General features: G+C 41.1%; 13 protein-coding genes. 1 reads left to right on the top strand and 12 read right to left on the bottom strand.

Features of this window, described 5'->3' with window-relative positions; all coding sequences use genetic code 11:
* Positions 1–12: 12 nt before the first annotated feature.
* The 11 genes from FR932_RS19495 to pilM form a co-directional block, all read right to left on the bottom strand.
* A complete protein-coding gene (locus FR932_RS19495; protein WP_019443237.1) occupies positions 13–684 on the bottom strand; it encodes a phosphoglycolate phosphatase in 672 nt (223 codons plus the stop codon).
* A complete protein-coding gene (gene rpe, locus FR932_RS19490; RefSeq protein WP_019443236.1) occupies positions 677–1,351 on the bottom strand; it encodes a ribulose-phosphate 3-epimerase in 675 nt (224 codons plus the stop codon). Before rpe ends, FR932_RS19495 begins: the two co-directional genes overlap by 8 nt.
* A gap of 163 nt (positions 1,352–1,514) precedes the next feature.
* Positions 1,515–2,327 carry a Dam family site-specific DNA-(adenine-N6)-methyltransferase gene (locus FR932_RS19485; protein WP_019443235.1) on the bottom strand — a complete coding sequence of 271 codons (813 nt, stop codon included), beginning with the start codon at positions 2,325–2,327 and terminating at the stop codon, positions 1,515–1,517.
* Positions 2,328–2,397: 70 nt separating this feature from the next.
* A complete protein-coding gene (locus FR932_RS19480; RefSeq protein WP_019443234.1) occupies positions 2,398–3,894 on the bottom strand; it encodes an SPOR domain-containing protein in 1,497 nt (498 codons plus the stop codon).
* Positions 3,872–4,981 (bottom strand): 3-dehydroquinate synthase, encoded by a 1,110-nt coding sequence (gene aroB / locus FR932_RS19475; protein ID WP_019443233.1) that lies wholly within the window; start codon positions 4,979–4,981, stop codon positions 3,872–3,874. Before aroB ends, FR932_RS19480 begins: the two co-directional genes overlap by 23 nt.
* A gap of 10 nt (positions 4,982–4,991) precedes the next feature.
* Entirely contained in the window at positions 4,992–5,507 is a 516-nt protein-coding gene (gene aroK / locus FR932_RS19470; RefSeq protein ID WP_019443232.1) for a shikimate kinase AroK, read from the bottom strand.
* A gap of 214 nt (positions 5,508–5,721) precedes the next feature.
* Entirely contained in the window at positions 5,722–7,902 is a 2,181-nt protein-coding gene (locus FR932_RS19465) for a type IV pilus secretin PilQ (RefSeq protein ID WP_019443231.1), read from the bottom strand.
* A gap of 121 nt (positions 7,903–8,023) precedes the next feature.
* On the bottom strand, positions 8,024–8,548 hold the full coding sequence (locus FR932_RS19460) for a pilus assembly protein PilP (protein ID WP_019443230.1): 525 nt from the start codon (positions 8,546–8,548) through the stop codon (positions 8,024–8,026).
* Complete coding sequence (locus FR932_RS19455; protein WP_019443229.1) at positions 8,545–9,123, bottom strand: type IV pilus inner membrane component PilO; 579 nt, start codon at positions 9,121–9,123, stop codon at positions 8,545–8,547. Before FR932_RS19455 ends, FR932_RS19460 begins: the two co-directional genes overlap by 4 nt.
* 1 nt (position 9,124) lies before the next feature.
* Entirely contained in the window at positions 9,125–9,679 is a 555-nt protein-coding gene (locus FR932_RS19450) for a PilN domain-containing protein (protein WP_019443228.1), read from the bottom strand.
* Positions 9,679–10,710, bottom strand: coding sequence for a type IV pilus assembly protein PilM (pilM, locus tag FR932_RS19445; protein ID WP_240532449.1), 1,032 nt, complete (start codon positions 10,708–10,710; stop codon positions 9,679–9,681). The genes FR932_RS19450 and pilM overlap by 1 nt, the downstream gene beginning before the upstream one ends.
* 201 nt (positions 10,711–10,911) lie before the next feature.
* On the opposite strand from pilM, the gene FR932_RS19440 reads away from it, so the two are divergent.
* Complete coding sequence (locus FR932_RS19440) at positions 10,912–13,512, top strand: penicillin-binding protein 1A (protein ID WP_019443226.1); 2,601 nt, start codon at positions 10,912–10,914, stop codon at positions 13,510–13,512.
* A gap of 100 nt (positions 13,513–13,612) precedes the next feature.
* Here FR932_RS19440 and oxyR read toward each other — a convergent pair whose 3' ends face one another.
* The gene (oxyR, locus tag FR932_RS19435) at positions 13,613–14,509 is read right to left on the bottom strand and encodes a DNA-binding transcriptional regulator OxyR (RefSeq protein ID WP_019443225.1); all 897 of its coding nucleotides are present in this window, start codon (positions 14,507–14,509) and stop codon (positions 13,613–13,615) included.
* Between the last annotated feature and the right edge of the window lie 177 nt (positions 14,510–14,686).

Raw genomic sequence — 14,686 nt, 5'->3', positions numbered from 1 at the left:
ATTTCACTGCTGCTATTTCAATTTCACTGCAGCTAATAGCTCACTGAAATCATCGGCCACAAAATCAGGATTACTGTCGCTAATTGGAATACCGTAGTTGTAACCATAGGTTAAACCAAAGCTAGTAAAGCTCGCCGCTTGTGCTGCAATAATATCATTTTTAGAATCACCCACCATCAAGGCATCTTCAGCCTTAAGTTGGTAATGATTTAAACAATGTAATAGCGGTAATGGATTCGGTTTTTTCTCAGCAAGAGAATCGCCACCCAATACCACTTCAAAAAACTCGCTAATACCGGCTAATTCAAGTACTGGTATAGCTTGTATCATAGGTTTATTGGTAACAATCGCCAACTTAAAGCCGGCATCGCGCAATGCAGTTAATGTCTCTTTCACATTTGGGTACAACACGCTGTGTGTGTAAACATTGGCAGAATAGTGCTTTAAGAATGACGCCAGTGCATCATTAAATAATGCCGGGTCAATATCATCGGCAATATTCACACTGCCAGATAATGCACGTTGTACTAATACTTGTGCGCCATTGCCAACCCAACCACGTACTTCATTTTCCGAAAAATGAGCACGGTCAAAATCACTCAGCATGCAATTAACTGCTGCGGCTAAATCAGGTACGCTATCAACAAGGGTACCGTCTAAATCAAAACAAATAAGCTTAAACATTGGCTTTTTCTAACTCCGAACGCATTTCATCAATGACTTTTTTATAGTCTGCTTGGCCGTAAATCGCAGAGCCCGCAACAAACATGTCGGCACCCGCTTCTGCAATTTCACGAATATTATCTACTTTAACGCCACCATCAATCTCTAGAATAATATCGCGACCGCTGGCATCAATTAATTTTCGTACATCGCGTAATTTTTGTAATGTCGCAGGAATAAAACTTTGACCACCAAAACCAGGGTTTACTGACATCAGCAAGATCATATCTAATTTATCCATCACATAATCTAAGTGATGCAGCGGTGTTGCTGGATTAAATACCAAGCCCGCTTTTAAGCCGTGTTCTTTAATTAGTTGCAAAGATCGGTCAACATGATCTGACGCTTCCGCATGAAAAGTGATCATGGTTGCGCCCGCTTTAGCAAATTCATTAATCATGTGATCAACAGGACGCACCATTAAATGCACATCAATGGGTGCAGTAACACCGTGGTCACGTAACGCTTTACAGATCATAGGACCTATCGTTAGATTAGGTACATAGTGATTATCCATCACATCAAAGTGGATGACGTCGGCACCTGCGGCCAGAACAGCATCGACTTCTTGACCTAAGCTAGCAAAATTAGCCGATAAAATAGAAGGGGCAATCAGAAAGTTTTTCATTTGGCATGCTCTCAGTTGTTGTTATTCCATTACTCTGCGTAAATCTTACCCTAAGTTAGCCCCTAGGGTAAAATAATAAAACCAGATTAATACTGACAACTGAGGATTGAGCGAGGTATGTAGGGCGATTCTCGCCAATAAGCGTGAATTTAACGATTTAAATTTATCTATACAGCGCGAGTAGCTCGTCAACTTTGTTACGTTTACCGGCATTACGGCTGATAGTACGTTTTACCTGCACCACTTCAAATGTTGAGCCATGATAAAGCTCACGGGTTAACGGGATATCATGATTCGAAATCAATACCGGAATATTTCTATCTTGTGCCGTTTCGCGTGACACTTTAGCCAGTAAAGCTTGATCATCAAGACTAAAACCGTTCGCCGCATACGAAGTAAAACTTGCCGTCGTGCTTAATGGTGCATACGGAGGATCGCAATAAACCACATCATCGCTTTCTAAACGCTTATACACATCTGAGTATGATTCACAAATAAACGTGGCTTTTTTGGCTTTCTCGGCAAAGAAACGTAGCTCTTTTAAGGGGAAGTACGGTTTTTTGTAAGAACCAAAAGGCACATTAAAACCACCTGATTTGTTATAACGGCATAAACCATTAAAACCATGACGATTCATATACAAGAACATCAACGAGCGTTGATAAGGATTGGTGGTTTTGTTAAATTTTTCACGAATTTTATAATAACGTTCTTTATCATTAAATTCAGGGGTAAAGAAACGCTGCGCATCGGCAATAAATTGCTCTGGTTTTTCTTGCAGGATCTTGTACATATTAATCAAATCAGGATTAATATCATTTAACAGGTATTCGTCATAGTCAGTATTTAAAAATACTGACGCAGCACCCACAAACGGTTCAACTAAACGCTTACCTTGCGGTAATTTTTCACGTAGATGATCAACCAGAGAATACTTACCTCCGGCCCATTTTAAGAAGGCTCGCGTTTTCTGCATTTTGTGACTTATACCGCTAAATAAAAGGGGGCCGATTGTACATGGATTACAGCTAAATTGCGCTGTTTTTTTATAAATCTCTTTGTATCTGGGTGAATAGCTTTAACCACGGTTTATCTTTTTGTACTGCCGCTGGTAATTTGAGCTTTGCTGCGTTCGCTTGTTCAGCACTGCTAAAACTACCGTAAAGAACCACATACCAAGGTTTGCTATTTCGCACAGTTTGATAAGTCCAGATACCTTCAGGCAATTCATGCTCGTTTAAATATTGTTTTAACTGTGTTTCACGGCTTAAACCAGCAATTTGAAATGTATAATTTTTCGCCGGTTGTGCCATCACCCACGCTTTGCCCGCAATTAATGTAGGCGAACTTATCGTTGCTTTAACGGCGTTGTCTGCAACGTTATCGATGTCTGCTTTACTATCCACGAGCACACTTGGGTTGGCGGCATTTTGCTTCGCTAACATCTTATTAACCGCAGCATCATCAATCACCACGCGTTGCTTTTGACTTGCCACAGAGGGTTTGGCGACGGCAGGATTAGTAAGCGTTATGGTTTGACCTATTTCAGTCGGCATTTCTTCATCCCAATCACTGGCAAACATTTGCGGAGCACTCATATCCGCCGCATTGCTATTGGCATTGCTATTGGCATTGGCATCGATTTCAGCATCCGTCATCAGCACATCGGCGAAATCATCCTGCAACGCACCGCCGAGCATACTATCAGCCACTTCCTGTTGCTCCGTCTGATAAGCATCATATAAAAATGAGCCAGCACTACCCAGCAATAGTAGTCCAGCAATAATACCGGCTAAATAGAAGGATTTATTTACTTTTTTTGTTGATTGTCCTGCTACGTCAACCACTGCTGAATCAGGACTATATACCTGCCCCTGCATAATCGCTTGCGCACATTTAGTTAACTTGCCAGGGTTACCCTGACAGGCTTCAATTTGACGATTAATCGCGTCCTGATTGACGAATGTAGGCTTATAACCTGCGTTATTAAACTGTTGCTCTACAAATTTTACTGCGGCTTGCGGATCAAGTTCCGTCATTTCCAACTCCAATACATTGGTTGCTGATTTTGCAAACTGCAGCAGGGTTATATCAACCCACTGACTCTCTGCAAATAAAATGATATTTACTTTAATGCTAATTCTATTATTAAGACTTAGTTCGACTAATTGGGCAAATTCAGCAACACTAGTAGCCGACAATGCCATGGCATTATCAATACAGAGTGTCAGCTCATATTCGAGTTCCTGCGCAAACAACGTTAAGCTATCAACGAGTGGAATACGACTATTAAAACGACCATCATAACTAATCTGTTGTAATAAAAACGTTCGTAAGGCCACATCATCATGACACTGCTGTGCATCAAGCGTAATTGTTTTCTGATTTAAATCTGATTCTACATGATGCCGTAATACTGTTGATTTACCAGAACCGATAGCACCGCTGACGAATAATAAATGTGAAGAGAATTGTGTGAGATGACGCAGCCGTTCACTCAACTGCGTTTGAGAATAAATTTCAGTTTGAACTGAATAGTGCACTAGAGTCCGCCTGATTATGGAAGTTAACCACATCACGTAATGTGTTTTCTGTTACTGTCGATAACACTTCAGCACTCCCAATTGAAGTTGGCAGGATGAAACGCAGTTGACCGTTAAGGACTTTTTTGTCACGTTTCATGTGTTGCATGAATGCATCAAAGTCCATTTCTGCAGGTGCCAGTAACGGTAATTCCGCCGCTGTAATGAGCCTTGCGATACGCGCCACTTGCGCTGCAGTCAACAACCCCATTGCTGCCGATGTCTGTGCAGCCATGATCATCCCCGCAGCTACCGCTTCACCGTGCAACCAGACGCCATAACCCATTTCAGCTTCGATAGCATGACCATAGGTGTGGCCAAGGTTTAATAGCGCACGTAAGCCTTGTTCTTTTTCATCAATAGCAACAATTTCAGCTTTAATTTCACAACAACGATAAATTGCATATTCTAATGCCGCAGTATCAAGCGTCATCAGTGCAGTCATGTTGTCTTCTAGCCAAGTAAAGAAGTCAGCATCATAAATAATACCGTACTTAATGACTTCAGCCATACCAGCCGCCAGTTCGCGTCGAGGCAAGGTAGCTAAACAGTCCGTATCAATAAAAACAGCATTGGGCTGATAAAAAGCGCCAATCATGTTTTTACCCAACGGGTGGTTAACTGCCGTTTTACCGCCAACAGAGGAATCAACTTGACTCAACACCGTCGTCGGGATTTGGATAAAGGGGATACCGCGTTGGTAACAGGCGGCTGCGAAGCCAACCATGTCACCAATAACACCACCACCGAGAGCAATTAACGTGGTATCACGTCCACAATTCTCACGCAGTAGCGCGGTAAATATTTCATTTAAAGTATCTAAGGTTTTAAATTGCTCACCGTCAGAAAGAATAATACTGTCAAATTCATAGTCATGTAACAATGCTTGAACGCGTTGTAAATACAAGGGTGCAACCGTATCGTTTGAGATCACGACGACTTTATTGGTTGTTATTGCAGACTTAAATTGCTCTACTTGCGTTAATACGCCATCACCAATATAAATAGGGTAGCTCCGCTCACCCAGTTCAACAGTTAACCTTTCCATGTGACCTCAATTAAAAATCTAGTAACTTTATAATTTGATTCGCAACAATTTTAGCGCTTTGCTCATCTGTTTTAACTGTAAAATCAGCAATCTCTTCATACAAAGGATTACGAGAATCAGCTAATGTTTCCAGAACATCACGTGGTTCTTCAGTTTGCAGTAAAGGACGACGCTTATCGCGTGACGTTCTTACCAACTGCTTATCAATAGTTGTTTCTAAATAAACAACTACGCCACGAGCAGAAAGGTAGTTACGACTTTCTTTACTTAAAATTGAGCCACCACCCGTTGCTAACACAATGCCTTGCTCTTGCGTTAGATCGTCAATAACTTCCGCTTCACGTACTCGGAAACCAGCTTCACCTTCAACATCGAAAACCCATGAAATGTCAGCACCAGTGCGGCGTTCGATTTCATGATCCGAATCGATAAAGTCTAAATGCAGTTGGCTCGCTAGTTGACGACCAATTGTGCTTTTACCTGCGCCCATTGGGCCTATTAGGAATATATTACGTTTTTCAGCCATTTTAACTCTTCAATAAATCTAAAGTAATAACACCCTTTTTCTTAGGGGCACCAGACCTACCTATAAAACGTCCTCTTGGTTGTAATAACCATTGATGAGACATTTTGGCAATAGCCAAAATCAGCAACACCCGGTGAAAAAACCAGGTGATGACATTTCAGGCAGAAAAAGACCGCTATTTATATAGTTTTTGCGGCCTTTTGTCAAAGGTAGGTTACAACGTATCCACTACCACTTTTGGTGTAACGAAGATTAACAGCTCTCGTTTTTGATTAATATTCTTAGTACTACGGAACAATACACCTAACCAAGGGATATCACCGAGAACTGGAACTTTCGTTACAATCTTTTTAATTTCATGCTTAAAGATACCACCTAACACCACAGTTTCGCCATTTTCAACCAAGACTTGAGTGCTAATAACTTGAGTATCGATGGATACTGCTTCACCACCCACTGTTTTCACATCCTCACCACGGGTATCTTGATTTATTTTCAAATCTAAGATGATTTTATTGTCCGGAGTAATATGCGGTGTCACTTGCAAACCCAATACCGCTTTTTTAAAGGCGATAGAAGTAGCACCACTTGAACTTGATTCAACGTACGGAATTTCCGTACCTTGCTCAATATACGCTGACTTTTGGTCTGTGGTGGTAATCCTTGGACTTGCGATCACTTCTGCTTTTTGTTCTGCTTCTAATGCAGATAGCTCTAAATCAAGTATTTGACCACTGGCTAATTCTGCAATTTGAAACGCAATAGAACCCGCTGGTGATGCAACAGGTAGGTTCACATTGAGACGGTCACCAATAGAAGGGATACTGCCCCCAGCCAAAGAATCATTGCCCTCAATAGAACCCGATGTGGACCCAAAGCCACTACCGATATCAGTACTGCCGCTTAAACCCCAGCGAATACCGAGCTCATCATCGAGATTATCAACCACTGAAACCATTCTGGCTTCAATGATGACTTGGCGTACTGGTACGTCAAGCACCTCAATAATACGCTGCACATTGGCAATAACGGTAGCCGTATCTTTAATTAATACTGTGTTAGTACGCTCGTCAAAACTGACCGTACCGCGTGATGATAACAGACTAGACTCTTTTTGTGACAAAAGCTTTGTTATATCAGCTGCTTTTGCAAAGCTAATTTGCATAAACTCCGACTGTAATTCAGCTAAGTCTTCTACTTCTTTCTTGCTGACAAGGTCACGACGCTCTAATGCCGCCAACTCATCAGCTGGCGCTACCATCAATACATTGCCATCAAGCTGTTTACTCAAGCCCTTAACTTTCATCACAATATCAAGCGCTTGCTCCCATGGCACACTGTCTAAACGCAAGGTTATATTACCATTCACCGAATCCGTGGTCACTAAGTTAAACTCATTAAAATCAGCGATTAACTGCAATACTGTACGCACAGGAATATCTTGGAAGTTCAGTGAAATTGCTTGGCCCTGATATTTACTGGTTTTTTCATCCGGGTCTTTTTTAGTAACTTCAATCACAAAAATATTATCAGCTTGATCATAGCGATAATTAAAATCATCACTGATCTCTAACTCAAATGCTGTCACGCCTTCATCGTGGAATGTTTCAACTGCTGTTACTGGGGTACCAAAATCAGCCACATCTAAAATATAGAGTAATTTTTTTAAAATAGCCGTACTATGAAACTCAGCGATTAATTTGTTGCCTTTACGCTGAATATCAACAGCCATTGAACTATTTTTCATGGTCAGAATTAATTTACCACTACCTTCGTTACCGGTACGGAAATCGATCCCACGCACCTGGTTTACAAAACCACTAAAGTCTTCTTCATCGCCCTCAATTGGCACGATATCTTCTATTCTAGGGGATTGCACCGTCACTTGACGACCACCTTTCGTCGCCAGTAAAAAGGGGCTGACGGTTGCGGCAAGCACTAAGCTATCGCTACTGGTATTACGATCAGCAACTTCAGGGACAACAACATCACTACTTAATAATCCAAACGTAGCGATTAAGCTATTGCCACTTTGCACAATTTGATACGGCACGAGTTCATCTAAAGCGATGGTGATTTTAAGGCCTAAATCGACACGTTCAGCAGCCACATTTAATACGCCACCTTGTTCGATAACCACAGGGTTAAGTAACAAGGTCGAGCTAGCATCTGGTACGAGGATCACCAGTTGATGTGGTGAATATTGTAATTTATCTGCAAATTCGACCACATTGTCACTAAACTCTAACTCAAGTTCAACTTGCCCTTCAGCGAGCGCATTTAAGTGTATTTGTTTTAATTGTGGTTCCGCAAAACTGAAAGCAGAACATAAAAGTGTGGTACATAAAACTAATACCTTCACGATATTAGTACATCTTATATATGATTTAGTCATTTCATCATCCCTGAAAATGGCTTAACTGTTTGTCTTAGCTACTATTAACCTTATCCTGGTTAATATTAACGATTACTTAGCTACGATTAACTCGTATCTACTCTGCTAAGTGCTTTGGCTGCTAAGAGCCTTGACTACTAAGCGGTATTTGCGTTGTGCGAACTTGCCAACAACCTTTACCTGTTAATATCAACTCCGATAATTCAATATAATTTTTGGTTATGTCGAGTATCTCACCGTGATTAAGTCCAATATAATCACCCGGTGATACTCGAAATATTTCTCCCGAACTCGCTCTTATTAACCCCCAGAGGTGCTCCTCACTACCAAGCGTGCCGTGCATATTTAAATTATCTAATGAATAGGTTTCCAACGGTCCTTTAATCCGCGCAAAATTGGGTTGCGGGCAATTCTGTGGAAATGGTGTTTCTGCTTTTACCGATTCAGGGCGAGGATTCGAAAATGGATTACGTGCCCCAGTCTCCGAATAATGCAATGCCACAAAGCTTTCCATATCGGGGACACTTTCAATTAAAGCTGTTTTACGTGCTTTGACATCATTGATGTAGTTCACCAAATCTTGATTGTCCGCAGTACAACCCGTTACCGTCAGAGATAAAAAAACTAAACTCGTCATTCGTTTCATTTTTCCCCCTTATAGCGATACGTACGGGCAATCATATTCACTTTGAGTAATTCCCCTTGCAACTTAGTGATCGTGAAATCTTCTAACGTCACAATCCGCGGTAATGCGGCAATGTCACTGGTAAATTGCCCAAGCTGATGAAAGGTACCGATGACTTCTAAACTGACCGGCACTTCATAAGAGAAATCGCGCTTAACTTCCTGCAACCATTTAAATTTACGTAACTGCAGGCCATTATGCTGGCCAATATAGCTCAGATCATCGAGTAGCCCTGCCGTCTCACTTTTTGACGGTAGCTGCCTGAGCATGTGGTTAAATAAATTTTCCATCTCTGACATTTGCTCTGTATATAAGCCTAAATTGCCAGCAAGACTGGCTTTGGCTTCAAACTGTAATCTTAAACTTGTTTCCTTCTTTTCAACATTTTCTAGTGCTTGTAACGACGACGCGATAAATAACCAATAAAATAATCCCGCAATCAATACGGACAAAATAATATTAATGGCTATCTTTGCTGGTTTTGGCCAATTCCCCAGATCTTCAAGATCCAGTTCATTAATTTCTTGTAGGTTCATCTTAGTGGCCCTCGTCTTTCAACATAGGTGTTACCGAGAATCGCATTTCAAAGCGATTACCCTCGCCTTCCGACAAAGCAACAATAGAATCTAAATTACCGTCTCTAAGCCAACTTGATTCCTCAATATTACGCAACAAAACCGCCAAGCGCGTATTTGAATCACTGCTGCCATTAATCTTAATAATGTCATTTTTAAACGTTAATTTGGCGAGGTTTACACCTGCAGGAACGAGCTGTGGCAAGGTATTCATCAGTTGCGTGGGGGTATTGCGGCTGCGCTGTAAGCTTTGAATTAAATCAATACGCTCTTGCAGTTTATCTTTGCGCCCACGTAGCTCTTTAATTTTACCTAATTTGACATCAATAACTTGCATCTCTTGCATCAGTAAAGCATTACGTTGTTTTTGATTATCAATAAACCCACCAATCACCATATTTAATATGATCATGACCAACAAGGTTGTACCAAGGCTGATCCCAGTTAAGCTATAGAAACGCTGTTGCCTCTGTTTTTTCTGTGCTTCACGCCAGGGCAATAAATTAATATTTGACATTATAACGCCCTCATCGCTAAACCAAGCGCAACCATATAACGCGGTCCGTTGGCGATTAACCGTTCTTTATCTTCAACCTCTTCAGCGTAATCAAACTGTGCAAAGGGATTTGCAACACGGGTCGTTATACCCAGCTCACTCTCAACTTGCTGAGCAAGTTCCACGATTAATGCCGACCCACCACTGATGGTGATCATATCAATTTTTTGTAAGGTACCTGAGTTGGTAAACAGCTGCACATTACGGCGGATCTGTTGTATACACGCAGTAATATAAGGCGCTAATACATCAATATCGTAATCGAGTGGTAATTGCTGAGCGAGCTTAAACTTTTCAGCTTCATCGCGTTTCAACGTATAATGTTCACTAATAGTGCGGGTATAGTTTTCACCACCAAAATTTTGTACGCGAGAATAAATTGATTCTCCCTGATGCAGCATTGAAAAAATGGTCATGTTAGTGCCAATATCAATCGCAGCAACCACTTTGCTATCATCTTGTAAATCAGCCAAGCGTAAATACAGATCATGAGATCGCGCTAATGCATGCGCCGCCACATCAACAATTTTCGGGACAAAATCATTCTCTTCTAGGCAACCAGCTAATGACGTCACGCTTTCCGTGCGAGTCGCACTCAACAACACATTATTTTTACCTGGATTATTATCGTTAATACCTAATATTTCAAAATCGAGGCTAATTTCATCAAGCGGAAAAGGAATTAAACTTTCCGCTTCCAATTCAATGTGCATTTCCAGCTCTGAACCAGAAAGATCGGTATCAACATAAATAATTTTTGTAATGACATTTGTGCCAGATACGGCAGTTGCAGCTTGTTTATAGCGGAAAGGAAAATCTTGACGCACCTGTTGCAAGACATTGGTTAATGCTTCTATATCTTGTAATTGGTGATCAACGACACATCCTTTTGGCGTTGCTACCTCTGAAACCATATCTACCACATAATGCTCTGATCGCTTAGACAGCGCGAGGGCTTTTACGGAAGATGATCCAAAATCAACTCCGATCATTGCCACTGTCTGATTCCTTTTAAACAGCTTTAGCATAATGATCTTCAACTCTATGTAATAATGACGACCACATCCTGCCGCGTCATTGTTAATTTTTTGTTAAAAACAAAGCATACAGATTTAAATCTCTGAGGTCTATCATAAAGAACTCGTACTATTTCACAAAACAGAGATATAATGATCGATTATTAAGAAATTATAGTGAGCATTATTGTGAAATGGATTAAACGATTATCCGTATTTTTATTAGTTAGCGGACTGCTCGGTGTAGGAAGCATCATTGCACTATATTTTTATATCAAGCCTGATTTGCCTGATGTCACCACATTAAGAACAGTGCAATTACAAACGCCAATGAAGGTGTTTAGTCAAGATGGTAAACTGATCTCTCAATTTGGTGAAAAGCGTCGTATTCCCATTGAGGTTGATAATGTTCCACCTTTAATGATCAAAGCATTTCTAGCCACAGAAGATAATCGTTTTTATAGCCACCCGGGTATAGATCCAATTGGTATTATCCGTGCAGCAACTGTCATGATTATGACTGGCGAACGAAAACAGGGTGCAAGTACAATCACCCAACAGGTTGCACGAAATTTCTTTTTAACCCGAGAAAAAACCTTTATTCGTAAGATTAAAGAAATATTTTTAGCTTGGCATATCGAACAAAACCTGTCCAAAGATGAGATCTTAACTTTATATCTAAATAAAATCCCACTGGGCTACCGTTCATTTGGTATTGGTGCTGCAGCACAAGTTTATTACGGTAAAGCATTAAACGAATTAACACTCGCGCAAATGGCGATCATTGCAGGTTTACCAAAAGCGCCATCCGCGTTAAACCCAATTCGTTCACCACAACGCGCTAAAGCCCGTCGTCATGTGGTATTGCTGCGTATGTTAGACGAACAATATATCACCAAAGCACAATTTGACGAGGCGAATAACGCGCCTATTACGGCAAAATATCACGGTGCAGAAATCGAGTTATCTGCACCTTATTTAGCAGAGATGGTTCGCAGTGAAATAATTCAACGCTACGGTGAAGATAAAGCTTACTCTCAAGGCTTAAATGTCTACACCACAGTACAGAGTGAACGCCAAACGGCAGCGACGAATGCACTAATTAATAATTTATTGAATTATGATTTACGCCACGGCTATCGTGGTCCATTAGGCCAAGCTTGGACTAATGATGACGTACTGAGTAATGAAGATATTTTGCTATTATTAAAAGATAAACCAAGTTACAAGCCACTTGAACCAGCTGTTATAACCGCTGTAGCAGGCCAAACTGCCGAAGCATTAATGGCAAATGGCGAACAAGTGACTGTGAGTTGGGATGGTTTAAAATGGGCACGTCCATTTATTTCTGACAAGAAACAAGGTCCCGCACCACAAACAGCCGTTGAAATAGTAAATGCTGGTGATATCGTATTATTACGTCCTTACACTGCAACTAAACAGCCAGCAACAACAACACAAACAGCCCAATGGATGCTAGGTCAGATCCCTGATGCAAGTTCCGCTTTTATCGCTATCGATAATAATGACGGCGCCATTGAAGCTTTAGTCGGTGGTTTTAACTATCAGCAAAGTAAGTTTAACCGTGTCACCCAAGCCGAGCGTCAAATTGGTTCTAATATCAAACCATTTGTCTATTCAGCAGGTTTAGCGCAAGGGGCGACACTCGCAACGCTAATTAATGACGCGCCAATTAACCAACTTGATAAACGAGCAGGAACAGCATGGCGACCAAAGAATTCACCGCCGACCTATAATGGTCCAACGCGCTTTCGCTTAGGTTTAGCTCAGTCAAAAAATGTCATGTCTGTGCGAGTATTCCGTCAAGTGGGTTTAAATAACGCCATTAACTACATGACACGCTTTGGTTTTGAAAAAGCCAAGCTACCTCGTGATGAGTCACTATCATTGGGTTCAGCCTCGCTAACGCCACTTGAAGTGGCCGTTGCATTCGCGACATTTGCCAATGGTGGCTTTAAAGTTGACTCTTACTTTATTGACCGTATTGAGAATGTTGATGGTGAAATCATCTATCAATCAACACCAAAACAAGCTTGTTTAGAATGTGAAAAACAAATTGCACTTGGCACCGATAATCCAGAGTACTGGTTAGACCTCGAAGGGGATGCACTGGCAAAATGTGATATTGCCGCTTATGGTTCACTGCAATTAGCACCACGTATTATTACCGAACAAAATGCTTTCTTGATGCGTGAAGTCATGGCTAGCGTAATTTGGGGTGGTGGCAGTTGGCGCCATAAAACCGGTTGGAATGGTACAGGCTGGCGTGCAGCTGCGGCACTAAAACGCCATGATATTGGTGGTAAAACTGGTACAACAAACGAGGCCAAAGATGCTTGGTTCTCGGGCTTTAACCCAGATCTATCAGCAACAAGCTGGATTGGTTTTGATGATCATAGCCGTGAGTTAGGCCGTGTTTCTCGTAACATTAATCTAGATAAATACCAGATTAGTGGTGGTGAAGCCGGAGCTAAAACAGCGCAACCTGCTTGGATTGAATTTATGCAGCAAGCACTAAAAGGGGTTCCCGAACGTCCAAGTGTATTACCGGATAATATCGTGCAAGTGCGTATCGACCGTGAATCGGGATTACTCACCCACAAATCCGACTTCACGGCACGTTTCGAGTACTTTGTTAAAGGTACAGAACCAACCGAGTACGTAAATAATCAAGATGCTGGCTCATCATTCGATGAAATCGATAACATCAATGAAAGCAGTGAAGCTGCAGCAGAATCTCTCGATGACTTGTTTTAAGCTTTAAGCTTTAGTTTTTAACATGACGTAAATAAAATGGCGCTACTTTTTAAAAGCAGCGCCATTTTTATATCCCACCTTTGTACTGCACTGGTCTATTTTAAACTATTGTAGCCATCACTTTCTTGCCGATGACTTGCGCTATATCGTTAAAACAAGGACGCCTTACTGAACCTTTACGATACAATAAAACAATTTTTCGAGTTGGTTCAGGTTCCACAAATTTAATGTACTCCACCCCTTCAGTAAACCGAGTTCGTGGGATCGCCAGATGCGGTAATAATGTCACGCCCGCGTCCGCTGCGATCATATGACGCAGTGTTTCTAAGCTTGTTGCTTTAAAGCTTTGATCTTCCTCAGCGCCAGCTGTAAAACAATAATCCATCGCTTGATCACGCAGACAGTGTCCATCTTCTAACATCAGTACTTTCTCGCCGCGTAATTCCGATAAGTCAACGCGATCTCGACCTTTAAAGCGGTGTCCACTCGGAATAATCAGCTCTAATGGTTCTTTATATAACTCAATGTGACCGTATTTTTCCATGCCTGGTAAGTAAGCTAATAAGAGACAATCCAACTCACCTTCATCCAATTGCTTTAATAACTCATTCGTTTGATTTTCATGTAAATACATATCTAAATCAGGGAATTGTTGTTTCATTGATGGCACGATCAAAGGCAACAGGTAAGGCGCGACTGTTGGGATCAAACCAATATGAATCGCACCTGCTGTCGGGCTAGCATAACTCTTGGCAATTTCTTTAATGGCTTTAGATTCTAACAATACGGTACGTGCTTGATCAGCAATTTGATCGCCAGCTGGCGTAAACAATACTTTTCTCGATGTCCTCTCAATCAAGATCACATCCAGTTCATCTTCTAACTTACGGATCTGACCACTGAGTGTCGGTTGGCTGACAAAGCATTTTTCCGCCGCTTTTCTAAAATGCTTCAGTTCTTGTAACGCGACAAGATATTCTAAATCTCTTAAGTTCATATCAACCCAACTTGAATGGTAAAAACAATTAAATACCTATTACTGATTTGTATATTCTATCAATAAACTGACATTAACCACACTATTAATAATAAAAATGGCGAATTAATCGCGCATAAATAACATTTTTATAGTCATAAATGGGAATTTGCACTTCTCAGGCGTTTAAATTCTAGG

The sequence above is a fragment of the Moritella marina ATCC 15381 genome (assembly GCF_008931805.1).
GTDB lineage: Bacteria > Pseudomonadota > Gammaproteobacteria > Enterobacterales > Moritellaceae > Moritella > Moritella marina.
Note: the sequence above shows the minus strand (reverse complement) of the source record. Positions and strands in the feature narration are given on the sequence as shown.